General features: G+C 42.2%; 27 protein-coding genes. 20 read left to right on the top strand and 7 right to left on the bottom strand.

Going from position 1 to position 26,685, the window contains the following annotated elements; genetic code table 11:
• Nucleotides 1–264 precede the first annotated feature (264 nt).
• The 5 genes from NV379_RS22530 to NV379_RS22510 all read left to right on the top strand — a co-directional run bounded on the left by NV379_RS22530 (nt 265) and on the right by NV379_RS22510 (nt 5,364).
• Nucleotides 265–918: a CatB-related O-acetyltransferase gene (locus NV379_RS22530; RefSeq protein WP_258209590.1), complete on the top strand. Its 654-nt coding sequence runs from the start codon at nt 265–267 to the stop codon at nt 916–918.
• Nucleotides 919–1,109: 191 nt separating this feature from the next.
• Nucleotides 1,110–3,446, top strand: coding sequence for an HAD-IC family P-type ATPase (locus tag NV379_RS22525; RefSeq protein ID WP_258209589.1), 2,337 nt, complete (start codon nt 1,110–1,112; stop codon nt 3,444–3,446).
• Nucleotides 3,447–3,555: 109 nt separating this feature from the next.
• Nucleotides 3,556–3,810, top strand: coding sequence for a transcriptional regulator SplA domain-containing protein (locus NV379_RS22520; protein ID WP_258209588.1), 255 nt, complete (start codon nt 3,556–3,558; stop codon nt 3,808–3,810).
• Nucleotides 3,807–4,835 carry a spore photoproduct lyase gene (splB, locus tag NV379_RS22515; RefSeq protein ID WP_258209587.1) on the top strand — a complete coding sequence of 343 codons (1,029 nt, stop codon included), beginning with the start codon at nt 3,807–3,809 and terminating at the stop codon, nt 4,833–4,835. The genes NV379_RS22520 and splB overlap by 4 nt, the downstream gene beginning before the upstream one ends.
• A gap of 40 nt (nt 4,836–4,875) precedes the next feature.
• Entirely contained in the window at nt 4,876–5,364 is a 489-nt protein-coding gene (locus NV379_RS22510) for a pyridoxamine 5'-phosphate oxidase family protein (protein ID WP_258209586.1), read from the top strand.
• A 106-nt stretch (nt 5,365–5,470) separates the two neighbouring features.
• Here the strand turns inward: NV379_RS22510 and NV379_RS22505 are convergent, their stop codons facing one another.
• From NV379_RS22505 to NV379_RS22490, 4 genes are all read right to left on the bottom strand, one after another.
• The gene (locus NV379_RS22505; RefSeq protein WP_258209585.1) at nt 5,471–6,346 is read right to left on the bottom strand and encodes an SDR family oxidoreductase; all 876 of its coding nucleotides are present in this window, start codon (nt 6,344–6,346) and stop codon (nt 5,471–5,473) included.
• A gap of 37 nt (nt 6,347–6,383) precedes the next feature.
• Nucleotides 6,384–6,863, bottom strand: coding sequence for a hypothetical protein (locus NV379_RS22500; protein WP_258209584.1), 480 nt, complete (start codon nt 6,861–6,863; stop codon nt 6,384–6,386).
• 151 nt (nt 6,864–7,014) lie between these two features.
• Complete coding sequence (locus NV379_RS22495; protein ID WP_258209583.1) at nt 7,015–7,545, bottom strand: MarR family winged helix-turn-helix transcriptional regulator; 531 nt, start codon at nt 7,543–7,545, stop codon at nt 7,015–7,017.
• 56 nt (nt 7,546–7,601) lie between these two features.
• A complete protein-coding gene (locus NV379_RS22490; protein ID WP_258209582.1) occupies nt 7,602–8,303 on the bottom strand; it encodes a universal stress protein in 702 nt (233 codons plus the stop codon).
• 126 nt (nt 8,304–8,429) lie between these two features.
• Between NV379_RS22490 and NV379_RS22485 the strand changes: the two genes are divergently transcribed.
• Genes NV379_RS22485 through NV379_RS22455 form a run of 7 tightly spaced genes read left to right on the top strand, consistent with a single transcriptional unit; the run spans nt 8,430 to nt 14,206 of the window.
• The gene (locus NV379_RS22485; RefSeq protein WP_258209689.1) at nt 8,430–10,835 is read left to right on the top strand and encodes a Na+/H+ antiporter subunit A; all 2,406 of its coding nucleotides are present in this window, start codon (nt 8,430–8,432) and stop codon (nt 10,833–10,835) included.
• Entirely contained in the window at nt 10,822–11,244 is a 423-nt protein-coding gene (locus tag NV379_RS22480; protein WP_258209581.1) for a Na(+)/H(+) antiporter subunit B, read from the top strand. Before NV379_RS22485 ends, NV379_RS22480 begins: the two co-directional genes overlap by 14 nt.
• A gap of 1 nt (nt 11,245) precedes the next feature.
• Complete coding sequence (locus NV379_RS22475) at nt 11,246–11,584, top strand: Na(+)/H(+) antiporter subunit C (RefSeq protein ID WP_258209580.1); 339 nt, start codon at nt 11,246–11,248, stop codon at nt 11,582–11,584.
• Nucleotides 11,577–13,052, top strand: coding sequence for a Na+/H+ antiporter subunit D (locus NV379_RS22470; RefSeq protein ID WP_258209579.1), 1,476 nt, complete (start codon nt 11,577–11,579; stop codon nt 13,050–13,052). Before NV379_RS22475 ends, NV379_RS22470 begins: the two co-directional genes overlap by 8 nt.
• Before the next feature lie 14 nt (nt 13,053–13,066).
• Nucleotides 13,067–13,543: a Na+/H+ antiporter subunit E gene (locus NV379_RS22465; RefSeq protein ID WP_258209578.1), complete on the top strand. Its 477-nt coding sequence runs from the start codon at nt 13,067–13,069 to the stop codon at nt 13,541–13,543.
• The gene (locus NV379_RS22460) at nt 13,543–13,824 is read left to right on the top strand and encodes a Na(+)/H(+) antiporter subunit F1 (RefSeq protein ID WP_258209577.1); all 282 of its coding nucleotides are present in this window, start codon (nt 13,543–13,545) and stop codon (nt 13,822–13,824) included. The genes NV379_RS22465 and NV379_RS22460 overlap by 1 nt, the downstream gene beginning before the upstream one ends.
• Nucleotides 13,808–14,206 carry a Na+/H+ antiporter subunit G gene (locus tag NV379_RS22455; protein ID WP_258209576.1) on the top strand — a complete coding sequence of 133 codons (399 nt, stop codon included), beginning with the start codon at nt 13,808–13,810 and terminating at the stop codon, nt 14,204–14,206. The genes NV379_RS22460 and NV379_RS22455 overlap by 17 nt, the downstream gene beginning before the upstream one ends.
• A 329-nt stretch (nt 14,207–14,535) precedes the next feature.
• Here NV379_RS22455 and NV379_RS22450 read toward each other — a convergent pair whose 3' ends face one another.
• A complete protein-coding gene (locus NV379_RS22450; protein WP_258209575.1) occupies nt 14,536–15,381 on the bottom strand; it encodes a hypothetical protein in 846 nt (281 codons plus the stop codon).
• Nucleotides 15,382–15,737: 356 nt separating this feature from the next.
• Between NV379_RS22450 and NV379_RS22445 the strand changes: the two genes are divergently transcribed.
• The 3 genes from NV379_RS22445 (at nt 15,738) to NV379_RS22435 (ending at nt 17,375) form a co-directional block, all read left to right on the top strand.
• Nucleotides 15,738–16,679 carry a site-specific integrase gene (locus NV379_RS22445; RefSeq protein WP_258209574.1) on the top strand — a complete coding sequence of 314 codons (942 nt, stop codon included), beginning with the start codon at nt 15,738–15,740 and terminating at the stop codon, nt 16,677–16,679.
• Nucleotides 16,680–16,735: 56 nt separating this feature from the next.
• Nucleotides 16,736–16,960: a hypothetical protein gene (locus tag NV379_RS22440; RefSeq protein WP_258209573.1), complete on the top strand. Its 225-nt coding sequence runs from the start codon at nt 16,736–16,738 to the stop codon at nt 16,958–16,960.
• 160 nt (nt 16,961–17,120) lie between these two features.
• Nucleotides 17,121–17,375 (top strand): hypothetical protein, encoded by a 255-nt coding sequence (locus tag NV379_RS22435; RefSeq protein ID WP_258209572.1) that lies wholly within the window; start codon nt 17,121–17,123, stop codon nt 17,373–17,375.
• A gap of 222 nt (nt 17,376–17,597) precedes the next feature.
• On the opposite strand, the gene NV379_RS22430 is transcribed toward NV379_RS22435, so the two are convergent.
• On the bottom strand, nt 17,598–18,230 hold the full coding sequence (locus NV379_RS22430) for a TetR/AcrR family transcriptional regulator (RefSeq protein ID WP_258209571.1): 633 nt from the start codon (nt 18,228–18,230) through the stop codon (nt 17,598–17,600).
• Between the two features lie 111 nt (nt 18,231–18,341).
• On the opposite strand from NV379_RS22430, the gene NV379_RS22425 reads away from it, so the two are divergent.
• Nucleotides 18,342–20,573 (top strand): MMPL family transporter, encoded by a 2,232-nt coding sequence (locus tag NV379_RS22425; RefSeq protein WP_373426151.1) that lies wholly within the window; start codon nt 18,342–18,344, stop codon nt 20,571–20,573.
• A gap of 200 nt (nt 20,574–20,773) precedes the next feature.
• The gene (locus NV379_RS22420) at nt 20,774–21,322 is read left to right on the top strand and encodes a DapH/DapD/GlmU-related protein (protein WP_258209569.1); all 549 of its coding nucleotides are present in this window, start codon (nt 20,774–20,776) and stop codon (nt 21,320–21,322) included.
• A 129-nt stretch (nt 21,323–21,451) separates the two neighbouring features.
• Here the strand turns inward: NV379_RS22420 and NV379_RS26235 are convergent, their stop codons facing one another.
• A complete protein-coding gene (locus tag NV379_RS26235) occupies nt 21,452–22,318 on the bottom strand; it encodes an EamA family transporter (RefSeq protein WP_258209568.1) in 867 nt (288 codons plus the stop codon).
• A gap of 202 nt (nt 22,319–22,520) precedes the next feature.
• Between NV379_RS26235 and NV379_RS22410 the strand changes: the two genes are divergently transcribed.
• The 3 genes from NV379_RS22410 to efeB are packed head-to-tail and all read left to right on the top strand — an operon-like array spanning nt 22,521 to nt 26,552.
• Nucleotides 22,521–24,002 (top strand): FTR1 family iron permease, encoded by a 1,482-nt coding sequence (locus NV379_RS22410; RefSeq protein WP_258209567.1) that lies wholly within the window; start codon nt 22,521–22,523, stop codon nt 24,000–24,002.
• Nucleotides 24,003–24,020: 18 nt separating this feature from the next.
• On the top strand, nt 24,021–25,256 hold the full coding sequence (locus tag NV379_RS22405) for an EfeM/EfeO family lipoprotein (RefSeq protein WP_258209566.1): 1,236 nt from the start codon (nt 24,021–24,023) through the stop codon (nt 25,254–25,256).
• A 12-nt stretch (nt 25,257–25,268) separates the two neighbouring features.
• Nucleotides 25,269–26,552 (top strand): iron uptake transporter deferrochelatase/peroxidase subunit, encoded by a 1,284-nt coding sequence (efeB, locus tag NV379_RS22400; RefSeq protein ID WP_258209565.1) that lies wholly within the window; start codon nt 25,269–25,271, stop codon nt 26,550–26,552.
• The last annotated feature ends 133 nt before the right edge of the window (nt 26,553–26,685 follow it).

The following is a 26,685-nucleotide window of genomic DNA, read 5'->3' as shown; positions in this document are numbered from 1 at the left end:
CTGTCTTTGTTTTTTTTCGACGTGTAATAGTATCATTGGGTGCTAGAAAGTAGCTATGTAAAGAAAGGCGAGTCTATGTCATGTTTCAGTTAACTTTTCAATTATGTTAATATGGGAATAGCCCATGGCTTGGCAATCCGTCACAATAAGAGAGAGGCTGAACAACATGACTCGTCGGTTGAAAAAGATTAAAAATGTCGCTGTCGTATTACGCTTCTAAGTAAGCCGTAGAATCTACAATACTTAGAAGCGAGGTATATCGTTATGAATCATCCATTATTTAATCATTGGTCTGAAATCAAGTATTTGAAAGATATAGTGACAAATCCACTCATTGAAGTAGGGGAGTACTCCTATTACTCGGGGTATTATGGAAATCACAATTTTGAAGATGGTTGTGTAAGGTATTTATGGGGTGATGCTAGATCCCAGGAATTGTTCAACCCTATTGAACAGTTTGGTTGGCACCTAGACAAACTAATTATTGGAAATTATGTTTGTATTGCAAGTGGCGTTGTCATTCTAATGGGAGGCAATCATAACCACCATCCTGAATGGATTACCGTTTATCCATTTGCCGAGCAGATAGAACAATCATACGAACCAAAGGGTGATACCATCATTAAAAGCGATGCCTGGATTGGTATGAATGCGATCATCATGCCTGGCGTTACAATTGGTGAAGGTGCAATCGTTGCCGCAGGATCTGTAGTCTCTAAAGACGTTCCACCCTATACAATAGTTGGTGGTAATCCCGCAAAAGAAATTAAGAAGCGTTTCACCGATTCAGAAATTAATAAACTGATGGAAATGCGTTGGTTTGATTGGGATAGAGAAATGATTGAGAGAGCGATTCCTCTATTGTCCAGTTCATCTATTGATCAGTTATATGATTTTTATAACAATGAGGTAAAGTAAATAATCTATAAATACGCTAACTTAAAAACGCGAGACAAAACTATGATTCAAGTTTTGTCTCGCGTTTTAATTGTGAGGTCGCATAGATAAAGAATATATTTGTTCACGTAAGGAAAAAATTCATATTAACATTAAACCGTTTTAATCTGAAAATACATACAAAGTGAAAGCAGTTCATCTGTATCCGGAGGATGATTGACACCATGAGAACGGGACTGACAGACGATGAAGTACGTATCCGCATTGAGCAAGGGCAAGTAAATAAGCTGCCAAAAGCACCTTCTCGGACTGTGGGGCAAATTTTTCGCACCCATCTAATTACGACGTTCAATTTCTTGAATGTGATTCTTGCGACAGCGGTATTCATTGCCGGTTCACCGAAAAATACGCTGTTTGTGGGGGTTGTTATCTCCAATACTTTGATTGGCTTGTTTCAGGAACTTCGAGCAAAATCCACATTAGAGAAGTTGTCAGTTCTTCATGTAAGTAAAGTTCATGTGCTGCGCAGCAGTCGAGATCAAGCAATTACTCCAGAAGAACTCGTCATAGATGATATCATGATTCTAAAATCTGGTGACCGAATTGCGGCCGATGGCGAGGTACTCGAAGGCGGTATGCTCGAGGTGGATGAATCGATGCTTACAGGTGAAGCAGATTCTGTTGGTAAGCCGAGTGGGACTGAGATCCTAGCTGGCAGTTTCGTAGTAGCGGGTAGCGGCTATGCGAAGGTGACGAAAGTAGGAGTAAATACTTATGCGGCGAAACTTGCGAATGAAGCGAAAAAGTTCAAGCGAATCAATTCTGAGCTGCAAGGTGCGGTCAATCGACTGTTTAGAGTCATTATGTGGTTGGTTTTTCCGGTTGGAATCATGCTTGTTCTTACGCAGTTGTGGTTCGCTAATGAATCGTGGCAATCAGCTGTAGTTGCAACTGTGTCGGGGATTGTAAGCATGGTGCCTGAAGGTTTAGTTCTACTCACAAGTGCGACTTTTGTTGTGGCGATTGCAAGACTTGCGAAGTACGATACCTTGGTGCAAGAGCTTCCAGCTACTGAGGTGCTTGCACGCGTGGATGTACTCTGTCTGGATAAGACGGGGACGATTACAGAGGGTAATCTTGAACTGGTAGATGTGCTACCAATCTCGCAAGATCCAGTCGCACATGTAGAGAAAGTACTTACAGGCATCGTTCATGCACTGCCGAGTATGAATCCGACGCAGCAGGCCATATTGGATCGTTATCCGGTAGTGTCTGAGCTTGAAGTGACGCACAAAGTACCTTTTTCCTCGGATAAAAAATGGAGCGGAGCTGCTTTTGCATCAGAAGGTGCTTGGGTGTTAGGTGCTCCTGAGATGGTATTGCAAGAGAAATATGAGCAGGTTCAAGATGTTGTAGAGCGGGAAGCTGCTCAAGGCAGACGGGTACTTGTGCTTGCGCAAGTTGATGAGATGGTGTTTGCCCAAGATGAGATTAGTCAGCCGCGTATGGTTGCGATGTTGTTAATTGCTGATCGCATTCGCGAGGAGGCACCGGAAGCGCTGCGTTATTTTGCAGAAGAAGGGGTTACGATTAAGATCATTTCCGGGGATAATCCGGTTACGGTATCTGCAGTTGCGACTCGAGCAGGGGTGCAAGGTGCAGAGCGATATATTGATGCAAGAACTTTGCCTGAAGATCCTGTAGCACTCGGCCTTGCAACGGAGAATTATACCGTCTTCGGTAGGGTCTCCCCGCATCAGAAGAAATTACTTGTTCAGGGTCTACAGTCAAAAGGGCACACTGTTGCTATGACGGGGGATGGTGTTAATGATGTGCTTGCTCTCAAAGAAGCGGATTGCGGGATCGCGATGGCGAACGGTTCAGATGCGGCGAAGGCGGTATCGCAGCTCGTCCTGCTAACATCGGATTTCAGCGTATTACCTCGAGTTGTAGCAGAAGGCCGTAAAATAATCAACAACTTAGAGAAAGTGTCCGTTCTCTTCGTGACGAAGACTATCTATGCGCTGACGCTAGCGCTTATCTTCACTTGTATCCTAATGCCCTATCCGATCTTACCGATCCATGTGACGCTCATTGGCAGTGTCAACATTGGTATTCCAGCATTCTTCTTAGCGTTATTCCCGAATCAGGAGCGAGTAAACCACGGTTTTTTGCGAAGGGTACTACGACATGCAATACCATATGGAATTATTCTTGCGAGTATGACTACTGCCATGTTCTTGTATGCCAAATATAACGGTTTAGCTAATCTTGAAGCCCGTACACTTGCGGTTATTGTCCTTGGTGGGTCTAGCTTAGTTGTATTAACCCGGGTTGCAAGACCCCTAAATGCGGCTAAGATCGCGCTTGTTATGACAATGATTGGACTTTTCGTAGTTGTATTCTTAGCGCCGCTCGGTCGTAATATTTTCATATTAGCCATACATTCTCGTCCTTACACCATAATTGCCGTTGGACTCGTCTTGTTATGCTGGCCTTTGATGTCACTTGCCCAGCGACTTGTCAGGTTAGTGGGGGGACGAACTTAATTGGTCTATATAGTAGGTTTCATATAAGTGAAGAATATATTTGTGCACGCAAGGAAAGAATTCATGTTAACACTAAACCGCTTTTTAACATGAAGAAGAAGGTGACTCCATGTATTATGAACACTCGCACAAAGCAGGAGATGTCGTCTATATTTTCTATAGAAATCCACATACCCAAGATGTAGCGAACATACAGGCAGCTGCTGTTGTGAATCATCCCGAAAATTCGAATGAACTTGCTATATTTGTTTATGAAAACTATTACCCTTTAACTAACGACATGGCTATTTATTCGTCAAAAGAAGAGGCAGACGAAGCATACGATTACTACTATGGAAGTTTTTCAGATGGGGTTCTCGAATGATTGAGCCATTTACGCCTAAGCTTGTGTACTTTGAACCTGATGCATTGAACTATCAATTAGGCATTGAGCTAAAAGAAAAATTCGAGAAAATGGATATGGAAATTCGATTCACAACTTCCCATAATCAAATTAGAAATCTTCCAGGTGACAATGAATTTCAACAATATCGGGTTGCCAAATCGACGCTCGTTGTTGGGATCAGAAAAACGCTTAAATTCGATACATCGAAGCCTTCCGCGGAATATGCGATTCCTTTTGCAACAGGTTGTATGGGACATTGTCATTACTGCTATTTACAAACGACGATGGGAAGCAAGCCCTATATCCGTACATATGTAAACGTAGAAGAAATCCTTGAAGCTGCGGATAAATACATGGAAGAACGTGCTCCGGAAATTACAAGATTCGAAGCTTCATGTACTTCAGACATTGTAGGGATTGATCATTTGACCCATTCACTTAAACGGGCAATTGAGCATTTTGGAAAATCGGAGTACGGAAAGCTACGATTTGTTACCAAATTTCATCATGTGGATCACTTGCTCGATGCCAAGCATAACGGAAAAACAAGATTTCGATTCAGTGTCAATGCTGATTATGTGATCAAAAATTTCGAGCCAGGGACATCGCCGTTAAGCAAAAGAATTGAAGCTGCTGGAAAAGTTGCAAGAGCGGGATATCCACTTGGATTTATCGTAGCTCCGATCTACCTGCATGAAGGTTGGGAGGAAGGCTATTATCAGATGTTTGAAAGATTAGCAGCTGAATTGCCGCCTGAGGCGAAGAAAGATCTGACGTTTGAGTTTATCCAGCATCGTTTTACGAAACCAGCCAAAAAAGTGATTGAAAAGAATTATCCGATGACGAAGTTGGAATTGGATGAAGATAGAAGAAGATACAAATGGGGGAAATACGGAATAGGCAAATACATCTATCAAAAAGAAGAAGAAGCGGATATTAAAAGTAATCTTCAAACTTATATGGAAAAGTTCTTTCCAGAAGCAAAACTAGAGTATTTCACATAATAAATTAGCAAAAATACAAATCGAAAGAGTGAATAAGACAATGAATCCAACCTCTGATAAGCAAGAAGCGATAGAGAAGGTTAAGGAATTGATTAAAGGGATTGACATCGCGATGCTCACGACGGTATCGGAAGATGGTTTAGTTTCGCGCCCCATGAAGACCCAAGATGTCGATTCCGACGGTAACCTGTGGTTCCTGACCAAGAAAGATACGGGTAAATTTCATGAATTGGTGCACAACAAGCAAGTTAACGTAGCCTATGTGGGTAATTCTTATGTCTCGATTCGCGGTGAAGCGGAGCTCGTGGAAAGTTCCGAGAGGGTGAAAGAGTTATGGAACCTCGCTTACGAGCAACTACTGGAAACCACATACGATGATCCGAACCTCGTTCTCATCAAAGTTAAAACGGACACTGCCGAGTACTGGGATTCCGGCAACATGTTCAAGATGGCTAAGTTCTTATTCAATAGACTCATGGGTCATAATACGGAAGGAACGGATATGAATCGTATCGTGGAGTTGAATTAAAGATTAAAGTTTGCGCTGATTATATAGGGATAAAAAGATAAAAGAGCCATTCTGCTGAATGGCTCTTTTCATGCTCTATAGGATTGCTTATAAGATATCAAACATTTTATAGTCGTGGTTGAAAATAGCCGATATGTTCTTGAAGAAAAGCTTCCAGCCTCCGCGGTTCTCGACCTAATATACGTTCAACGGTATCCGTCGGTTGCTCATTGATCACGGCCGACATCGTTTGAATTTCAACGACATGGTCCGCAAGCCAAGATGGCATATGCCCGTGTTCGATTAGATCAGAACGAAGTATTTCAGGTGGTAAATGAATGAATTGAATCGGACGTTGAAGTAGAGACGACAAATGTTCGGCAATCTCAGGATAGGTGAACGTTCGAGCGCCTGTCAACGTATAGATACGGCCAGCTACTTCGGGATCCGTCAGTGCTGCGGCAGCAACATCGGCAATATCACGGGAGTCAACAAAGTTGCATGGCGCGTCACCTATGCAGCCGAAGAACGTATCTTGGGTAGAAATCGTTGGTGTTAGCCTCAGTAGATTCTGCATAAATGCATAAGGACGCAGGATGGTATAGGTCAAACCGGACTCTGCTAGCACAAGCTCGATTTCGCCATGCCAACTCGCAACAGTGACAGGCGAACGAGGATCATAGATGGGACTTGAGATTTTGAAGATATGCTTGATGCCGGCTTGAACGGCTATTTGGATAATAGAAGTCTCGAGAGCAACTTGATCAGGGCAGTTGGACAACGCAAGGAATAGTTGCTCGGCACCCTGCAAGGCACGAAGCATCGATTCCGAGTCATACGCATCTGCTGTGCGGATTTCAATATTTGTCATATCCAAGTCAGAGAGTCGGGCTCGAAGCTTGTCTGGCTCCCGACTTAATGCTCGGGTGGGTAGTCCAAGGGCTGAAAGTCGTCTTACAAGTGTGTTACCAATCGTTCCTGTTGCTCCTAAAATTACGATCATATGAAATTCGCTCCTTAACTAAAGTGAATGAATTTTATTATTTCGAGAGAGTACCTCTCCACCGCCACGACATCGTCGCACAAGCGATCGCACTGGATAACGGGAAATCAAACTGGACCTTGCTTAACCAGAGGTAGTGGTTGTTTGGTAGAAAGAAGGGCAGCAAAGTTTCTAATCCCCAAGCCGTCAGCAGTCCGAACAAAGCACCACTGATAGTAAACGCCAAGGTAACGAGAAGGCGGGGTGCACGCACGAACCACTGTTTACGGGGACGGCGGGAAAGAAGCCAAAGGCCCATGAATAATGCAATTAGCAATGAAGATCCTCCAATTGTTGTGAGTGCCCGGATTTGTAGCACTTTATCAGCGGTGATAAATCCTCCAATCCCAGCCATAATGGTAGGGCCGAGATACGCAGGAATCAATTCGCGCCATAAGATGAAGGATTGCTTCCACGTCTTGCTGGACTGTTCACCATAAATTTTCACTACCGGGGTAGGGTTATTTCTGTTGTGCATACGCAACACCTTTCTTTCCCAATATGCTTCGTAGAGTATGTAATTAGCCGCCTAACTATCAGTTTTTAAAAAAACTACCTAAACTTTAAGTGGTTAGGCACCTAATTATAAGGTGGAATATATGGGCTAGCTGGACTAGCCCGGTGTCCTTTCATTCGTCTGTCAGCGCCGATATGCCCCGAGTCACACGTCCTAACAAGTCGAGGAACAAGGTGCGCTCCTCAATGGTGAGCGAGCCGACCATCGTTTCAAGTCTGGCAAAGTGCTCTGAAGCCATGTCGCGCAGCTTTTTTGCACCGAGCTCTGTTAAGAGGACGGATTTCTGACGGCCGTCAATGGAACTGGATCGTCGAGATACAAGACCATCTCGCTCTAGAATGTCAATTAAACCTGTTACAGTGGCGCGTGTTACGCCGAGATTCTCCGCAAGCTGCGAGGGCAGCTCTTCACCTTCATTATCTTCGAGGTCTGCTAGCAGCCGATATCGTCCTGTCGATAATCCGAATCGGGCGAAGTGGATGTCCGCGGCATTTCCTAGTTTAGCGCCTGCGGTCATCAATCTTGCGGCAACGAGCACAGCTTGCGCGTCAACGTCGAGTCCGTAACGCTCAATCTGACGCTTCGTCTGTGCAAGGGTAGGGATAAGTTGCATGTCAGCTGAATCATGAAATAAATTGGTCATAGATATAGTATGGTACCTAACTATATAGTTGTCAACTCTATTTATCAATTAACTTTTTATTTAAAAGCGTCGGTCAGACCCAATACTGTATTCATATCTACATTTGTTAGTTCAGTGACAATCCCTTCATTAACAAGAACATGTAGTGTTGAAGCATCTCTTATAAAACGGAAAATGCCGTTGTCGAAATCTGTATCAACTTCTTTAAAGAAAATCCCTTCAAATTCTGTTTCTTTTCCGTGACTGAAACTTAACTGATACTGTTTGCCGTCTTTGATCAAATAAGCACGAACTCCCTTTTGATAATTGCCTTCTTCATCCCGAATATAACGGGCAACGGAAACGATATGCAGATCGACAAAGGGAATCTCGCGCACCAAAGAATTAATGATAGACCCCTTTGTAATTTGTTCCCAACGGCTGTGTGCCGTCTGACCAAGAATGATCTGTGTAATGTTGTTTTCTCTAGCTACTTCTGCAATTACCTTATAGACAGGGCGGCTTTCATTATCCTTCATAATAAATTGAGCTGTAGCGTGAGAATGGGCATAATCTTTCCATTGTTCGATGAACAATAACTTCTCGGCATCTAATGCATCGAATGGTTTTGGATCAATGGTCAATATATATAGCGGAGCTTTCATAATATTAGCGATTGCACAGCCTCGTTTGATTAGTCTTTCGCTATTGGGACCATAAAATACGCAAACAAGAATGCTCTCATTATATTGAATGTTCTCATTACATACGTTAATCATTTTAAAATTCACCTCAAGGTTTGTTTAGGATTCGATAAACTATGTAAGACTAAAGCTGTGTACCAACAAGTGTCAACATCTAGTTACTGAAGCAGAAGTCATGAAATAGGAGGTTTAAGCTTGATTATGTTCTATGCCTATATTTTTCTTCCATTTATGAGTGCAATACTTGTTCCTTTCCTATTTAAGTATTTCAAGCACCGGGTTCATACAGGATGGTTCGTTTTACTTGTACCCTTATCTATTTTTATCTATTTGTCACAGTATATACCTAGTGTAGCCGCTGGTGGCACCTACAAATACACATTGTCTTGGATTCCATCCCTTGATGTGAATATTGTCTTCTATGTGGATGGACTCAGCCTGTTATTTGGTACTCTTATCAGTGGTGTAGGCAGCTTAGTCATTATGTATTCCATATTCTATATGTCTAAAGCTCGAGAGGCTCTCCATAACTTCTATATTTATTTGCTCATGTTCATGGGCGCAATGCTGGGGGTAGTACTCTCGGATAACCTCCTAGTCCTGTATGGATATTGGGAGTTAACCAGCGTTTCTTCCTTCTTATTAATCTCCTATTGGTACGAGCGTAAGAGCTCTCGCCAAGGTGCCCTAAAGGCGCTATTGATTACTGTCCTTGGCGGATTCGGCATGCTAGCCGGGTTTATTATTCTGATTATGATGGCGAATACTTACAGCATCCGGGAAATGATTGCGAGCTTGGAAGTCATACAAAGCCATGTATTGTTTATTCCTGCAATGCTATGTATCTTGCTTGGTGCATTTACGAAATCGGCACAATTTCCATTTGGTATTTGGTTACCGGACGCGATGGAGGCACCAACTCCGGTGAGTAGTTACCTTCACTCGGCTACAATGGTCAAGGCTGGTATTTATGTAGTGGCGCGTATGACTCCGATTTTCGGGGGGAGTTCGGTATGGTTCTGGCTTGTGGCCGGGATTGGTATCATTACGTTGCTGTATGGTTCTTTGACGGCGCTTAAACAAACCGATCTAAAGGCGATGTTAGCTTATTCTACAATTAGTCAATTGGGATTAATCATGTGCTTGCTTGGGGTTGGTTCTTTGGCCGTCTATTATGGACCTGGTGAGAGTGGCACGATCTTTACAGTAGCTGGATTTGCCGCCTTGTTCCATCTGTTTAATCACTCGACCTTTAAAGGCAGTTTGTTTATGGTTGTCGGTATTATAGACCATGAGACAGGCAGGCGGGATATTCGCTATTTAGGTGGTTTGATGCAAGTTATGCCGATTACGTTCACGATCGCTTTGATTGGCGGTTTATCTATGGCGGGATTACCGCCGTTTAACGGATTTTTAAGCAAGGAAATGTTTTTTGCAGCGGTGAATGATGTGTCAAAAGCTGGTATTTTCGGTCTGGGCAGCATAGGTATCCTGTTCCCGATCATTGCTTGGGTAGCCAGTATATTTACTTTTATCTATTGCATGATTTTTATTTTCAAAACGTTTGGAGGACAATATCGTCCTGAAAAATTGACACGAAAAGTGCACGAAGCACCTTGGGGAATGCTGATTTCGCCAGTCATTTTGGCAATACTTGTGATACTCATTTTCTTCTTCCCCAATGTATTGGGTAAGTATATTCTGAGCCCAGCATTAACTGCAGTTTTACCAACGATGCAGGCGTCTTCATATGACCTGAAAATCAGTGCATGGCACGGGATTAACTTGGAGCTGTTGATGACGTTTGGGGTAATTGTTGTCGGTTTTCTTCTATTCACAACATCGAAAAAATGGATTCAGGTTATGCGTAATTATCCGCAAGGATTAACTTTGAATCATTGGTACAATCAGGCATTAACAGGTACGGAGAGGCTCTCGGCATCTCTAACCAACAAGTATATGACAGGTTCCTTGAGACATTATCTGATCTACATTTTTTCATTCTTTGTCATTGTATTGGTAAGCTCGCTTCTGTTGCTTTATGGTATCCGGTTCGATTTTTCCAATCATGCAGCTATCAGTATTTTTGATGTCGGACTTGTGCTTGCGATGGTAATCGCCGCATGTACAGTTTTATTTGCCAGTAACCGAATCATGGCTATTGTTGCACTAGGTGCGTTAGGCTATATGGTTTCTATGTTCTTTGTGATCTTCAGGGCACCTGACTTGGCATTGACGCAAATGGTGGTGGAGACAGTGAGCACACTGCTGTTCCTGCTATGCTTTTACCATTTGCCTAAGCTGAAGAAAGGGATTGAACGCATTCCTTTCAAGCTGATGAACCTGATCATATCGATCGCGATGGGATTGACGGTAACCTTGCTTGCGTTGTCCGCGAATGGACATAAATTGTTTGAACCCATTACATCGTTTTTTGAAAATGCTTATGAGCTGGCAGGCGCCAAAAATATTGTCAATGCAATATTAGTGGACTTCCGCGGTTTCGATACGATGTTGGAAATATCCGTGTTCGCCATTGCAGGGTTAGGTGTATATATATTGGTTCATCAACGCTCCAAAAGGAGGGAACAATATGAAAACGAATGATGTGATATTGAAAAGTGTAACCCAAGTAGCTGCCGTAATCATATCGACCTTTTCGATCTATTTATTTATGAACGGTCACCATCATCCGGGAGGGGGATTCATTGGAGGGCTAAGCACGGCATCAGCTGTTGTCCTGCTGTATCTTTCCTTTGGAGTCGAGAAGGTAAGGGAAAATATACGAGTTGATTTCAAGAAGCTTTCGGCGATCGGTGTGTTAATTGCGATTGGAACCGGAACGATGGGTGTGGTATTTGGTAAATCTTTTTTAACGCAGACCTACGGTCATTTTGATTTGCCGATCTTTGGAGATACTGAGCTCGCATCTGCTTTGATTTTTGATACTGGAGTCGCTCTAGCTGTCATTGGCACCGCAGTCAATATTATTCTAAGCATTAGTGAGGATCGTTAATATGGAGACATTAATGGTCATATTGGTCGGTATCTTAATCTCCGTTGGAACCTACTTAATTTTATCGAAGCAAATGCTGCGCATTGTGCTCGGAGTCTCGATTGTTGGCCATGCAGTCAATTTGTTGATCATAACTTCCGGTGGATTGAAGATGGGGACTGCCCCATTGCTTGGGGAAACGGCTCCGGGCTTTACGGATGCTATTCCCCAAGCACTGGTTTTAACTGCGATCGTCATTAATTTTGCCGTGACAGCACTAGTACTCGTTTTATGTTACCGCGCCTATCGAAACTTCGGGACGGATGACATGGAGCAATTAAGGGGGAATGAGCATGAATAATTTGTTGATCGCGCCAGTTATCATTCCTCTGTTGACTGGTATGGTCCTTATTGTATTTCAGAAAAATATAAGTCTTCAACGGATTCTTAGTCTAGCTGCATTGTTAGTCACCGGTGTCATTTCAGTTCTATTGATGAACCAAATTAAAGACAGCGGTATTCTAACCATCCAGTTGGGCGGTTGGGAAGCGCCTTTCGGTATTAGTTTCGTGGGCGATATGTTCAGTGCTTTGCTGCTCATGGCTACCTCGATTGTCTCGGTATGCTGTGTCATCTATGCCTTTTCATCGATAGGCCGAAAACAAGAGAAACTTTATTTCTACCCTCTATTTTTATTTTTGATTACGGGTGTCAATGGTTCGTTCTTGACAGGGGATTTGTTCAACTTATATGTCTTTTTTGAATTGTTTCTCGTTTCTTCCTATGTACTAATTTCAATGGGAGGTGCCCAGAGGCAGCTTCGCGAGTCGCTGAAATATATTTTTATGAATATTATTGCATCGGCGTTCTTCTTGATCGGGATAGCTTATTTATATTCGATGACGGGCACATTGAACCTCGCCCATTTATCGCTCCGGATCGCAGAGATTGGTCAGGATGGGTTAATTACGACCGTCGCATTATTGTTCTTGATCGTGTTCGCCATGAAAGCCGGATTATTGCTCTATTTCTGGCTGCCGGGTTCATACAGCGTCCCACCAACAGCAATCGCTGCTATTTTCGCTGCGTTACTCACTAAGGTGGGGATATACGCCATTTTTAGAATGTTTACGCTTATTTTTTACCATGAACCGCAGATCACTCATCTGGTTATCGGGATATTAGCTGCTTTTTCGATGATTTTTGGCGGACTCGGTGCGATTGGTTTTTGGGATTTGAGAAAAATACTAACCTATAATGTGGTCATAAGTGTCGGATTTATTATGGCAGGACTCGTCTCTTTAACGACCACTGGCATAGCGGGATCTATTTATTATTTGATTCACGACATCCTAATTAAGGGGCTTGTTTTTTTGATTGGGGGAACGATTGTTCATCTCACAGGAACAAGTGATTTGAAGAAAATTAGCGGCTTGATTCGTCATCATCCCCAGTTAGGTTGGATGTTCTTTATCGCGGCTTTGTCTATGGTTGGCATTCCTCCGTTAAGCGGCTTTCTTGGCAAAGTATTTACGACGAAAGGCGTCTTTGAGGCCGGTCATTATTGGCTTGGAGGAATTGGGCTGCTGACCAGCTTGTTCATTCTGTACTCGATGATCAAATTGTTTATGAACGCATTTTGGGGTGAAACGATTCTAAGTGTAGAAGAGGAGAAGGGGACGACGAAAGGCTTATTGTTTCCGATCGCTCTACTCACGGTGGCTAGTATTGCTATGGGAATCGGCGCTGAAGCAATTACAGGTTATGTAACCCAAGCTGCGGAGGAATTGTTGAATCCAAGTTTATATATTCAGGCCGTTTTTGAATAAAGGAGGGAACAGCCATGCCCGTTCAGGTACTACTCAACATATTCATTGCCTACTTATGGATGTTTCTGCAAGAGGAAATGAGCATTTTAAGCTTTATAAGTGGTTACTTTGTTGGTCTGTTTATTTTACTGTGCATCCGCCGGTTCTTTAATACACGGTTTTATATATTTACGCTAATCGCAATGGGCAAGCTGTTTATTCTGTTTATCCATGAACTGAATATATCCGCGATGATGGTCGTGAAGCATGTACTCCGTCCTAAAATCGATGTTAAGCCAGGTATTTTCAAGGTAGAAACGGATTTGGAGGGGGATTTGGAAATCACGCTCCTATCCTTATTAATCTGCTTAACACCAGGCTCCGTGGTGATGGAGGTAACCCCTAATTCAAAGGAGATGTACATTCATGGTCTGAACATGCCAGAATCCATGGATTCTGTATTAAAATCAAAATCTGTTTTTGAAAAAGCGATAAAGGATGTGACGAGATAATGATATTTGAGACGGTGTTGGTCGTTGCATTATGTATTCTGGTACTGGCTATACTAGCTAATTTATATCGGATTATTATAGGACCTTCTAGTGCAGACCGTGTTCAAGCGTTGGATTCCATTGGTATTAATCTGATCGCCAGTACTGCCGTGTTCTCGGTTCTGTTGGACACGCATGCCTTCTTTGATCTTATACTGCTGATCGGGATCCTTTCATTTATTGGAACGGTTGCCTTTGCCAGATTTATTGAAAGAGGTGTTGTTATTGAACGTAGGCGGTGAAATAGTCGGGGCTGTCCTTATTCTCATTGGAGCTATTTTTGGCTTGATCAGCGCGATTGGGATTGTGCGGTTACCCGATGTGTACACTAGATCTCATGCTGCATCTAAAAGTTCTACTCTTGGCGTGCTGTGCGTACTCGTTGGAACATTGCTGTATTTCTTAATTTCCGAAGGCTTTTTCAGCATTCGCCTCATTTTGGGTATCTTCTTTGTATTTTTGACAGCTCCCGTAGCCGCCCATGTAATCTCGCGTGCCGCATACCGCCACAAGGTGCCGTTAACCGAGCAGAGCGTTCAAGATGAATTGAAAGACTATTATATAGAGAATGGAGTCGTGGAGCCAGAAGATAAGGCCGAATTCGTTAATTATCTGACGAAATGAACAAGTATATAACCGAAATCGACTAATGGGTCATAATACGGAAGGAACTAACATCAATCATTCTGTGGAATTGAATTAAACAATTTAGGGTATTTCTCATTAAATATCATGGGAGTACCTTTTTTGTGTTTCTATGAATCTATGAAAATGATGCGTCTAATCTAGCAACTCTTACTATACCTTTGGAAGTTTATTAACATATCTTATATCGTAACTAAGCAATAAGTGCAGTAAAAAGGCTCTGTGTAACCCAATAGGGGAAAACAGAGCCTTTTTACACTTTGTAATGACAAAGTAGCACTTAACTATATGCATTTTTTTGCTTTAAGCTAGTCCTTGGCTTTCCCTTGCATCATATTGACTAACTCTGCCATTTTAGAAGCATTCTGCTCGTTGATCTGATTGATCTTCGATTGGGATTCCTCTTTAACTTCCAGTAACGTCTCTTTAGCCTTCATCTCTAAGTCTTTCCGCAAAACCTCCATCTCTCTAACGTGATTGCTTTTCATGCTGTTCAACTCTTCATCGAATTGCTTCTGCCGGCGATCGAGCTCCTTCTGCATATCATTAAGCGATTGCACAAGTTTTGTTTCTCCCTCTTTTTTCTGCGCTATTTCATAGGCATGCGCTTGATTCATCTCCTGCATTTGCTCTTTAGTCTCAACCACCACTTTTTCAGCATCTTGGAGTTTATCCAGTTTACCTTGAAGCATCTCCATCTTTTCCATCGTAAGACGATATAATTCTTCAACCGCTTTGGTCGTCTTCTCCAGTTGCTCCAGCTTCACACGCATTTCGGTGTTCGAAAGTTGCGATGCAGCGAGTTCTTCCTCTTTTTGCTTCAAATGCTTTTGAACTGTCGAGAGTTCTGTTTTGATCGCTTCCGCTTTAGCTTCCCCGCGCGCTTGCTCTTCAAGTGATTGTTCCTTTACTTCCTCAAGCGCATCAGCGCCACGCTGATACAAACGAATCAGAATATGATAAACACGGTTCATATGTTTTTCGAAGTCCTCTAAGTCGCTTTCTATCGGTGTATTATGCTTTTTGATCTCTTTAATTGACTCTATCGCCATCAGTGACTCCAACCACTCTCCAGCATCCATTCCTGACGCTTCAATTCGCTTATTTACGATCTCCAGTGATTCATCGCTCATTTTTATACCTTTTATAGCCATCGTCCCAAACCCCTTTATTTTTATTGAGTTAACCGGTTAATTGCTTATGTTTCTTATGGTTAACCGGTTAACCATAGTCTTAAAGTTAATAATGTTAAGTATAGCATAAATTCTAGTCAGAAAATAGTAGATCGAGATGTGATGACGGTGATATAATATGGAGAGATTCTAACTTCCGATAATATAAACGTATCGGAAGTTAGGTTTTCAAATTTCAATTTTGAAAAAAGAGGGGGAGGAGACTCAAAAAAAGAGGGAGGACCACATGAAAGTAATATTTTTACAATTTTAATAGATTCAACTACAATTATCATGGGGTGAGGAAGATCGAACTCGTCAATTCTAATAAAAATGAAATGATCAGCATAGAAGATACTTTGAATGTACTTCTTGAGCAAGCAAATACATATGTAGCGAATTCAAAATCTGCAAACACGAAGAAATCCTATCATTTTGATTGGAATCACTTTAGTAACTGGTGTGAAGAATACCAATTACCCTCATTACCAACGAATGATGAGACATATGCTTTATATTTATCTAGTTTGGCTTTTGAAGGATATAAGGCTAGTACGATCCAAAGACGAATAAGTTCAATTTCTAAGGCGCATGCAATGGCAGGCCATTCATCTCCCACAACAATCAAAATCAAATCCGTGTGGGCAGGTATTAAGCGGATGCACGGTTCAGAGGAGATAGGGAAGCAGCCGTTAGTTATCGATTACTTGAAACAAATCTTAGAAATAATTCCGGATAAACCATTGGGCTATCGAGATCGAGCTATCTTATTAATTGGATTTAGTGGTGCTTTTAGAAGAAGCGAACTTGTAGATCTAGATGTTGAAGACATTACGCTTGAAAATGAGGGTTTAAAGATCCGTATCAAGAGTTCTAAGACGGATCAGGACGGAAAGGGGAGTATGATTGGTATACCTTACGGTTCAAGTGAGGAGACTTGTCCGGTGAGATCCTATTTACATTGGTTACGTGAAGCTAATATTACTTCCGGTCCGGTGTTTAGAAGAGTAAATCGTCATAACCAAGTATTAGATAATCGATTAACGGATAAGGCTATTGCAATTGTTGTGAAAAGATACGTTGCAGAGATCGGCTTAGATGAGAAACAATTCTCAGGTCATAGTCTCAGATCTGGATTTGCAACCACAGCTGCCATGAAAGGAAAGACTGAACGGCAAATTATGAATCAAACAAGACATCGTTCAGATGCAATGGTGCGTAAGTATATTCGAATGGGGTCATTGTTTATAGATAATGCAGCGAGTGGGCTTGGTCTATAGGTTTCGCTCAGGATATCTATCTAATAATCCCTTATTGGAAAAGAGGTTTTGAATCAATGAATAACAAGATTTTCTCGGGGTTAGTATTAATAGCACTGAGTTTGTTTCTTAAGCCAGTAATGTCGATTGTGGGGCTGGATGAAAAGTTGTTTGGATTGCACTGGCAGGGTGAAACGGTGTTTTCAATCAGTCCATCCTTAGTTCGGATTATTCTAGCAGTACTTGGGATTATCATGCTTATCAACGGCGGTTTGCAAGTCGCAAAGCAGAAGAATAAGTAGTATTACCAAGGTTTGAAAATTATGAAATCCCCCAAAGGGGGATTTTTTTCATGTTCGTGCAAAAATGCTGGTGAAAATTATTTTGAATTATTTTTAAATATATTTATAACTGTTTCTTTTGCTATGATTGCAAAAAACAGCCTTCAGGGAGGACATAAGGATGTCATTACAGGTTCGTCCATATTGCACTGAATTAGAGGATGCAGTTAAAAATTTAAGTCACAAAGCATGGATACTTTTTAAGTACAATAAAGATTTCAATCATCAGAGGATGAGTTGTGTATTTAATGAGGACGATAATTTAATTTGTGTGGGATACTTACGACATGGAATAGCTAATGATCATGATGTATTCGAAATTGAAATGCCCACTAATGAATTAGCTTTAAATCGCATGAATGAAGTGAGTATATAACAGTTTATGATCCAGCAACTTGCCTAGTCTAGCCATAACGGGAGCGGGATAACCAATGCAAAAATATCGCGGTTCAAACAATGTGATTGCAAATACCATTGTTGGTTTCGGTTAAGCACACGTAGTATTAGGCGTAATAGACCTTCTAGAGCATCGTCGTTAGAAATTGAAGGCAGAGCAACTTTGCTCGCCTTCTTTTATTTTTATGGGAGTAGCTTATACTTACTTCCGATGTTGTGGTTGTGTGGCAATGCCATCCCAGAATAAATCGACAACCGTCTGTGGCAGATCTTCTTGAGGTGTATTATGTTCAATGACATGTTTGCGGCTGCCTAACATAACTAGCGCAGAGAAGGCATGGGCTAAGAACATGGCATCGCCTGAGCGTAGACTACCCTGATCCATCGCAAATTGAAAATGTTTTGCCAGCGAGATGTGAATATCAATTTCTGCCTTCCGAATTCGACCAAATTGCTCTTCGGACAAATGTGGATTAGCCTCACGTAACATCGTCTCCATATCGACATGTGCGTGCATCATCTTCGCCTTTGCAATTTGCTCAAGCCGCGTCCGTAAATCATCTTTTTCTTCGAGATAGCGTAAGGTGCTTTGATGGGCGAGTTGTATCATGAAGACAACTGAAGCAGTAAATAATTCAGCTTTATTCTCAAAGTAATAGTAGATACTTGCTTTTGTCACTTTACAAATTTTAGCGATCTGTTGCAAAGTGACGGGTTCGTAACCGTTTTCCATAAATAAAAAGGCAGCTTGACGCAAAATAATTTCTTGTAGGGGGATATTTTGTTCATTCTGTTTCGGTCTGCCTGGTGCACGTTGAGCATGCAATTTATCCATAAAGCCTCCTGAGTGGTTAAGTAATAAAATAATAACATATTTCACTTGCAATAATTAACCAACCGGTATATATAATTATATAACATAAAAAAACTGATAATTTACGGAGGCGTGAAAGTGAGCATAAATAATTTTATAGGATGGGTATCTGGTCCAAGAGGTAAATGGATCACATTATCATTATGGATTATCGTTGTTGGAGTATTGAGCGCACTTTGGCCAGCCGTCAATTCGATGGAGGAGAACAATGCGCCTAACTTGTCGAATTCCAAGCCCTCTGTTCAAGCACAAATGATTGCCGAACGTGAATTCCCGAGTGGAGCAGACGTTCCAGCACTTCTAGTGTGGCAACGCTTAGTAGGACTAACGCAAGAGGATCAAGTACATATACAACAATTAACAAAGCGGTGGGAATCAGCTCCTGTCCCTTATCAGACCTCAGTCATTCCCCTTCATAAATTTCCTGCACCCGCGCTTCAGTCACTACTGTCTGATGATAAGTCTACTATCGTAGTACCTGTGTTGTTTGATAAAATGGCAGATGCTGATCAACTAAAAGAAGGCGTGACCCTCCTCAAGGAGCAAGCAACAGCAGAATTTGGCAACAATCCATTTCTAGTTAAAGAAGGAGAATCCTCATTATTGGCTAGGGTAACGGGTCCGGTAGGGATATCTATTGACGCGACGGGACTCTTTAGTAAGGCAGATGTATCGCTTCTCATCGCAACCGTGTTGCTTGTGTTAATTATTTTGTTACTGATTTATAAATCACCTATCCTTGCTTTGATTCCCATTATCGCTGTAGGATTCGCTTATGGTGCTACAAGCCCCATATTAGGATTCATGGCCAAACAAGGTTGGATTACGGTTGATGCACAAGCCATCTCAATCATGACGGTTTTACTCTTTGGTGCAGGGACAGATTATTGTCTATTCCTAATTTCACATTACAGACATCTACTGCATGAAATCGAAGATAAACGTGTGGCACTGATTCGTGCATTGAAAGGTTCTTCTGGGGCTATTGCAATGAGTGGGTTTACCGTCGTATTATCGCTGCTTGTGTTACTTGTAGCCGAATACGGTGCTTACCATCGTTTTGCTGTGCCATTCAGCTTATCCATATTCATTATGGGGATTTCGAGCGTCACCTTAGTACCTGCTTTACTTGCTATCTTCGGTCGAGTTTCTTTCTATCCTTTTGTCCCCCGTACACCACAGATGCTAGCAGATCTGGCTAATAAGAAAAAGAAACCGCTTCGGACATCACGCAAAGTTGCTTCTAATCGCATTGGTAAGCTGGTTATCACACGTCCATGGACAATCATTACGATTACACTAACCTTGTTAGGTGGATTAGCCGCCTATTCTTCGCAAATTCATTTCACGTATGATATTCTCTCTTCGTTCCCTTCGACAATGGAGTCTCGGGAAGGATTCAAAATGATTGGTAGTAAATTTAGTGAAGGGGAGTTAGCTCCTGTTCGGGTGATTGTAGATTCGGAAGGAAAGCCTAACGCATTGCGTGAGGAACTAGCTTCTCTAGCTTTCGTGAGCAAGGTATCGAGTGCTGAGCAGGGAATCCAGAATAACAACATAACCTCTTACGAGATTACATTGAAAATGAATCCATACTCACTTGAAGCGATGAATCATATACCTGACTTGTATGCAGTGGCTGAAGAGTCCTTGGCGAAAGTAGGAATTGCTCATACAGATGAGAAAGTATGGGTTAGTGGTCAGACTGCAACACAGTATGATACGAAGGTAGCTGGGGACAGGGATACAGCACTTGTTCTGCCGATCGTCATCGGACTGATCGCCTTCCTATTACTTGTATACTTAAGATCAGTAATTGCAACGATATATCTAATCGCTACTGTTGTACTATCCTATTTCTCAGCGCTAGGTTTAGGATGGCTTATCCTTCACATTGGGTTTGGTGTAGATGCCATTCAAGGTGCTATTCCGTTATATGCCTTTGTTTTCTTGGTCGCTTTAGGTGAGGATTATAATATATTTATGGTTTCACGAATATGGCAGAAGCGAAATAAGATGCCGCACAAGCAGGCAATCGCAGAAGGCGTAGGAGAGACAGGTTCCGTAATTACTTCTGCAGGACTAATTTTAGCTGGCACTTTCGCAGTTCTGGCAACACTTCCGATTCAAGTATTAGTCCAATTTGGCACGATCACGGCAATTGGCATTCTCTTGGATACATTCATCGTTCGACCATTCTTAGTTCCTGCTATTACCATGGTATTAGGTAAGGCAGCTTATTGGCCAGCTAAATTGTCGAAAATTAAGTCGGATTCAGAAGACAAAGAGTCTGCTAGTTTGTAATCATATAGACTGCGATTAGGGATCAACTCGCTGAAAAAATAGTGATTTTAAGCCCCGGTAAGGGGCTTTTATCATAAACAGGATATATCAAATATTGATATACTTTTTTTATTAAGAGCACTGAAAATACATATCGACTAAAAGGAATGTTTAATATGACACAGTGTGAGAATATAAAGAATGGTTTATAGTTCACAGACATGGGAGAAGGTTTGCCTGAGGAGCGGCTTAGGGGAAAAGAGCTTGTATTCGACTTTAACCAAACAAGGCCGTCCGAGGTGGCTAAACGAGAAGAACTGGCTAAAGAGCTTTTCGGAAGCTTAGGCATTAATTGCTGGATCGAACCTCCGATTCACTTCGCATATGGCTCCAATACGTTTATAGGTAATGATGTCTATGTGAATTTCAATCTTACAATCGTGGACGATACAACGGTTATGATTGGAAATGGCGTCTTATTTGCACCCAATGTTACAATATCGACGACCGGACATCCCATTGATGCAGAAATGCGTGCAACGGGACAAATGTATGCATTTCCAGTTGTCATTGAAGACAACGTATGGATTGGGAGCGGTGCAGTCATTAATCCTGGCGTCACTGTAGGCAAGAACAGTGTAATTGGCGCAGGAAGCATTGTCACAAAGGATATTCCATCGAATGTGGTTGCGGTAGGGAATCCATGTAAAGTGATTCGGGAAATTACGGAGGAAGACAAGATTTATTATTATAAAAACCGGAAGATGTAGATACGAGGGAACAAACTTCAATTAAATCGTGGAATAGAAATAAAAACCTGAAGAAATCATGGATTTCTTCAGGTTTTTTTAGTGTGCCAAGAATGGGAGTTATCTCTATGGTTCCCTTAGTACAGGTGCTCATATAAGCAGCAACAAAGTTCCAGCTATAATCAGAATAAGACCTACAAATGCTTTAATAGACAATTTTTCTTTCAATACAATATAGGCAAATATGATCGTTACGAGAATACTTAGTTTGTCGATTGGGACTACGATACTTGCCGGTCCTTCTTGTAATGCTCGAAAATAAAACAACCAAGATAATCCGGTTGCTATACCGGAGAGTGTAATAAAAGTCCAACCCTTTTTATCAATTTGTTTGATTCCATGTTGTTTCTTTGTCATAAATACAATTAACCAAGCCATGATGAGTACGACAATGGTTCGTATGGCGGTTCCTAAATTGGAATTCACATCCTCAATCCCGACTTTTCCTAATATAGCCGTTATCGCAGCGAAGAAAGCCGATAATCCCGCATACCAAATCCAATTCGTACTCCTACTCACTGACTGTTCTACGTTTTGCTTTTGCTTTTGGATCATCATGTACGTTCCGATTCCGATCGCAGCTATGCTGATGATCTTTAATATCGTAACCGATTCACCTAGCACGATAATTGCAAAAAGAATCGTAATGATCGTGCTTGATTTATCAATCGGGACGACAACATTAACATTTCCTAATTGCAGAGCTCTGAAGTAGAAAATCCATGAAGCACCTGTCGTTAATCCAGATAAAATGAGAAAGAGAAGAGACTTAAAGCTAATGTCATAAATGGTGTGCTGAATATTCCCTGCAAATACAATGATCCAAGCGAAGATGACGACAATTCCTGTTCGAAGAGCAGTTGCTAGGTTGGAATCTGTATTTTGAATTCCGATTTTAGCAAGAATAGAAGTTAGACCGGCAAATAACGCTGCACAGAAAGCATAGATAACCCACATAATAGATCCTCCAATTATTACTGATAACGATTCTCATTATATTTTAAAAAGAAAGAGTTGGAAAGTCGATGAGGGAATCTTTATTTAAGCATGCTCTTAAAAATAAATGATTGACACCTAAAATTTGCAGCAGTAAACTAACGATAATGATTCTCATTATCGGAATTTGTTGTGAATTCAAAGAAAAAGGCAGGCGAAAGGTATGAAAAGAGTGCTTGGGCTCGCCTTGTCGATCCTCTTCATGGTTATGTTCGTGTTGAGCCCGATGACAGCGATGGCCGCAACCAAAGGCCAAGATCAGCTTGCGGAAGCTAACAAAGTGTTAGAGCGTGCATCAACTGAAGTTGAGATGGGTGACTTAGAGAAAGCCAAAGCAAGTTTTGAAGAGTTCCGGAAGACTTGGTTACAAATTGAGAACAACATTAAACCAGATTCTTCAGCAGCTTACACCGATATTGAAGCGGCAATGGGACAATTCGATTACGCGGCTATTAAGAGCAAGCGAGATGATTTAGCGAAGGCGTTAACAGAACTTCAAGCTGTAAATAACAAATACATATCAAGCGGCTATGCCGCTGGGTCAGGTTTTGAACAACAAGATATTACGCTATCTGATTTTATTGTAATTTTGCAGCAGACCAAAGGGGCAACGGATCACTCTGATGCAAATGCAGCACTTAGTGAGATCAAGAAAGCGAGACAATCCTGGCTAAGTGTCGAGGGAGCAGTCGTCGCTCAATCGGGTACGGTATACAGTGATTCCGAACGAGATCTCGTCGTCATCCAAGCGATGTTAGAGCAGGGCGATCTTACTGGCGCAGGCAAGACGGTCGCAAGTATGATTACATATTTGACACCGCTCGCCTCGAAGACAGAATATACCATGATGGATGCGGCGATGATTCCGATTCGCGAAGGATTAGAGGCACTACTGGTCGTTGGAGCTCTCCTCGCATTTGTGAAGCGAAGCCCGGGTGCGGAAGGTAAACAAGGAAATAAATGGATTTGGACGGGAATTGCTGCAGGATTGTTATTCAGCTTGATTCTCGCTGTAGTTGTCAAATTCGTATTTTCTTCTGGCGCATTCGGTCAGAATAACTTCGTTATTAATGGCTGGACGGGGATTATTGCGGCCGTTATGCTGCTCTACATGAGTTATTGGCTGCATCGGCAGTCGAGCATCAAAGACTGGCAGCAATATATTCAGAATAAGAGCCGTAAGGCAATGGAGAAGGGCCAGATGATCTCGCTCGGTGTACTCTCATTTTTGGCAATATTCCGTGAAGGTACAGAGACGGTCTTATTCTTGATCGGAATGGTGAACCAAATCTCCATGCAGAATTTGATCCTGGGCATTCTTATCGGTTTTGGTGTGCTGGCGGTTGTTGCGTACCTGATGCTTACGGTTGGTGTGAAACTACCGATTCGTCCATTCTTTATCGTATCGAGTCTAATTGTATTCTATCTGTGCCTCAAATTCACTGGGATGGGTATCCATAGTTTACAGCTCGCAAGCACGATTCCTTCGACGGAAGCGCCATTGCCGAGCATTCATTTCATTGCACTTTATCCTTCATGGCAGAGCGCAATTCCACAATTGATGATTGTTGTATTCGCTATTATTGTCATCGTCTATCAACGCATTCAGACAAAGAAGAACATAATAAAGCCGATTTCTGGTTAATAGAGAGGGTCAATTCATATGAACAGTAAGAAAATAAAAATAGCATCCTTCATCGTATGTATTTCGTTATTTGCTACTGCGTTAACAGCATGCGGTTCGAAGGACGATGCTGCAAGTGCCAAAGCTTCATCTACTGAAGCAACACAAACCAATGGAAATACAAGCAACACAGTAGCTGCTACGGTAGATCCTCAGACAGGTACAGATAGCATGATCGCTACATCCGGTAACTTAAAGACATCGCTTGAAGGCAAAGATGAGGCGAAAGTTAAAGAGTTGACGAAAAAAATCGAGTCCGACTGGCTATCGTTCGAGAATGACGTCAAGACCAAGTTACCTGATCAATATGTTAATGTTGAAAAATATCTAAATACACTCATTGCAGGCGGCAAACAAGCGAAGCTGGAATTTGATGTTTTGACGACATTAAATGATTCCCTGCTCCCGGCACTGAAGACGCTAAGTGATACACTGAAATCCGGTAAAGGAACGGTTAATAAAGACTCTTTGGAGGCGTCTGCTGATATTCAAGCAGCCACGAAAGAATATGCGAAATACGTGCAAGGCCAGGGGGATGAATTGGTCAGTGGACTCGAATCACTACTCAAAGAAATTCAAGGCAGTGATTTGAAGAAATCCCAGGATCAATACGTGAAATCTCGTCTTCCTTACGAGCGGATTGAGCCTATCATTGAGTTGTTCGCGGAGTTAGACGGTACGATGGATGCTCGTGTGGATGATTTTACAAGCCCAGATGATGAGAATTTCACAGGTTACCACCGTCTTGAGCATTTGTTATTCGTGAAAAAAGAGACGAAGGGCGCCGTTAAGTTTGCAGAGCGACTGCTTGCAGATGGCAAGAAAATGCGCGAAGAAATCGCTGCGATGAAGATAGACCCAACCTTATTCGTAACTGGTGTGGGTGAATTAATGGAAGAAGCGCAGTCAAGCAAGATCACAGGAGAAGAAGAACGCTGGAGTCAAGCGACATTACCTGTCGTTCGTGCGAACGTGGAAGGGGCAGAGAAAATCTTTGAACTGCTACGTTCCGAATTGAAGAAGAAGGATGTTTCTTTAGAGGAGAAAATTGATAAGAACTTGAAAGCTGTCTTGAAACAAATTGACGAATTCTCGCCAAATGGTGTATTTACTCCTTATGATAAACTAAGTCAGACCCAGCAGACGGATTTGAAAAATAAATTAGAAGCTTTGGCTGTACCGTTGGTCAAACTGCCAGGAACGCTAGGACAATAAGGGGATAGAATCATGACAAAAGATCTGAGTCGTCGCAAATTTATTGGGATGGCCGTCACTGGGGCGGCCGGTCTCGTCATTGGCAATATGATGGATTGGCCAAAACGAATACAAGGTGTGATAGATACAACGCCGGATTCCGAAGCAAATGTAACCACATCCGATACCAACTCGAAAACTGCTCCCGAAACGGAGCCTTTTTTGGGCTTTCATCAAGCTGGGATTGTAACACCAGCACAGCAGTTCTTGAACATCACAGCATTCGATCTCTTAACGAAGGATCAAAAAGACGTAAAGGAGCTGCTGAAGACATGGACGAAAATGATCGCTAGGATAACAACAGGGAAGCCGCCGAGTGATCAGTCGCAGAACGTTAAGTTTCCTCCGCTTGATACGGGTGAAGAAGTTGGACTTGACCCTGCAAAATTAACGATTACGATCGGTTTCGGTGCCAGCTTATTCGATAAGTTGGGCTTGGCTAGCAAGAAGCCAAAGGGACTCGAGTCAATGCCAATCTTCCATCTCGACGCGCTCAAAGAGCCGTTGACACACGGGGATATTGTAGTGAAGGCATGCGCTGATGATCCCGTCGTCTGTTTCCATGCGATACGCAATCTGTCGATCGCGTCGAGTGGAATTGCACATATGCGCTGGCAGCACACAGGCCAATCGGGGACGAAGCCCGAAGGCACCCCAAGAAACTTATTCGGCTTTAAGGATGGTACGAATAATCCGCGTTTTAATGACGAGGCATTCATGAATAATAATGTATGGTTGAATGGTAATGATGTGCCTTCATGGCTTGTTGGCGGTACTTATATGGTAGTCCGCCGAATCCAGATGCGCATCGAGACGTGGGATCAGCTGTCCTATACAACGCAGGAGGAGACCATCGGTCGCCAGAAGGTTACAGGCGCGCCAATGGACGGCATCCGTGAGCATGATGAGCCGAACTTCAAGCAGGATGGGCAAGGTAAGGTTACGCCTCTGGATTCGCACATCCGGTTATCGAATCCACGGACAGGAGAGCAATCTGAACGGGAACGCATTCTTCGACGTGGATACAACTTCATGGATGGGCTGGATGAGGTTGGACGCATGAATGCTGGCCTTATGTTCATTTGCTTCAACCGCAATATGAAGACGCAATTCGAATCGATCCAGAATCGCTTAGCGAATGCAAAAAAAATAGATCAGCTGATGAAGTATACACAGACGGTAGGTGGTGGATATTTCGTCGTGCCACCCGGTGTGAAGAATGCGAGTTCGTATATTGGAGAAGGATTATTTGGTTAATGTTGATGTTGAAGAACGATCTTTAGACTAATCTAAAGATCGTTTTTATATTGTTAGATTAAAATCACTCTTGTCATAATTTAACATTGACTTTAGATGTAGTTAAAAGTTAATATATCAGTGAATTCAACTT

This window comes from Paenibacillus radicibacter, assembly GCF_024721995.1.
GTDB classification, from domain to species: Bacteria; Bacillota; Bacilli; order Paenibacillales; family NBRC-103111; genus Paenibacillus_AM; species Paenibacillus_AM radicibacter.
Note: the sequence above shows the minus strand (reverse complement) of the source record. Positions and strands in the feature narration are given on the sequence as shown.

Bases quoted from the DNA above. Each gene is read 5' to 3' on its own strand.
- NV379_RS22460 (WP_258209577.1), top strand. From the start codon at position 13,543: ATGATATTTGAGACGGTGTTGGTCGTTGCATTATGTATTCTGGTACTG.
- NV379_RS22510 (WP_258209586.1), top strand. From the start codon at position 4,876: ATGAATCCAACCTCTGATAAGCAAGAAGCGATAGAGAAGGTTAAGGAA.
- NV379_RS22410 (WP_258209567.1), top strand. From the start codon at position 22,521: ATGAAAAGAGTGCTTGGGCTCGCCTTGTCGATCCTCTTCATGGTTATG.
- NV379_RS22435 (WP_258209572.1), top strand. From the start codon at position 17,121: ATGTCATTACAGGTTCGTCCATATTGCACTGAATTAGAGGATGCAGTT.
- NV379_RS22530 (WP_258209590.1), top strand. From the start codon at position 265: ATGAATCATCCATTATTTAATCATTGGTCTGAAATCAAGTATTTGAAA.
- NV379_RS22450 (WP_258209575.1), bottom strand. From the start codon at position 15,381: ATGGCTATAAAAGGTATAAAAATGAGCGATGAATCACTGGAGATCGTA.
- efeB (WP_258209565.1), top strand. From the start codon at position 25,269: ATGACAAAAGATCTGAGTCGTCGCAAATTTATTGGGATGGCCGTCACT.
- NV379_RS22440 (WP_258209573.1), top strand. From the start codon at position 16,736: ATGAATAACAAGATTTTCTCGGGGTTAGTATTAATAGCACTGAGTTTG.
- NV379_RS22505 (WP_258209585.1), bottom strand. From the start codon at position 6,346: ATGATCGTAATTTTAGGAGCAACAGGAACGATTGGTAACACACTTGTA.
- NV379_RS22520 (WP_258209588.1), top strand. From the start codon at position 3,556: ATGTATTATGAACACTCGCACAAAGCAGGAGATGTCGTCTATATTTTC.
- NV379_RS22405 (WP_258209566.1), top strand. From the start codon at position 24,021: ATGAACAGTAAGAAAATAAAAATAGCATCCTTCATCGTATGTATTTCG.
- NV379_RS22470 (WP_258209579.1), top strand. From the start codon at position 11,577: ATGAATAATTTGTTGATCGCGCCAGTTATCATTCCTCTGTTGACTGGT.
- NV379_RS22485 (WP_258209689.1), top strand. From the start codon at position 8,430: ATGTTCTATGCCTATATTTTTCTTCCATTTATGAGTGCAATACTTGTT.
- NV379_RS22495 (WP_258209583.1), bottom strand. From the start codon at position 7,545: ATGACCAATTTATTTCATGATTCAGCTGACATGCAACTTATCCCTACC.
- splB (WP_258209587.1), top strand. From the start codon at position 3,807: ATGATTGAGCCATTTACGCCTAAGCTTGTGTACTTTGAACCTGATGCA.
- NV379_RS22500 (WP_258209584.1), bottom strand. From the start codon at position 6,863: ATGCACAACAGAAATAACCCTACCCCGGTAGTGAAAATTTATGGTGAA.
- NV379_RS22420 (WP_258209569.1), top strand. From the start codon at position 20,774: ATGGGAGAAGGTTTGCCTGAGGAGCGGCTTAGGGGAAAAGAGCTTGTA.
- NV379_RS22525 (WP_258209589.1), top strand. From the start codon at position 1,110: ATGATTGACACCATGAGAACGGGACTGACAGACGATGAAGTACGTATC.
- NV379_RS22465 (WP_258209578.1), top strand. From the start codon at position 13,067: ATGCCCGTTCAGGTACTACTCAACATATTCATTGCCTACTTATGGATG.
- NV379_RS22480 (WP_258209581.1), top strand. From the start codon at position 10,822: ATGAAAACGAATGATGTGATATTGAAAAGTGTAACCCAAGTAGCTGCC.
- NV379_RS22490 (WP_258209582.1), bottom strand. From the start codon at position 8,303: ATGATTAACGTATGTAATGAGAACATTCAATATAATGAGAGCATTCTT.
- NV379_RS22475 (WP_258209580.1), top strand. From the start codon at position 11,246: ATGGAGACATTAATGGTCATATTGGTCGGTATCTTAATCTCCGTTGGA.
- NV379_RS22445 (WP_258209574.1), top strand. From the start codon at position 15,738: ATGATCAGCATAGAAGATACTTTGAATGTACTTCTTGAGCAAGCAAAT.
- NV379_RS22430 (WP_258209571.1), bottom strand. From the start codon at position 18,230: ATGGATAAATTGCATGCTCAACGTGCACCAGGCAGACCGAAACAGAAT.
- NV379_RS26235 (WP_258209568.1), bottom strand. From the start codon at position 22,318: ATGTGGGTTATCTATGCTTTCTGTGCAGCGTTATTTGCCGGTCTAACT.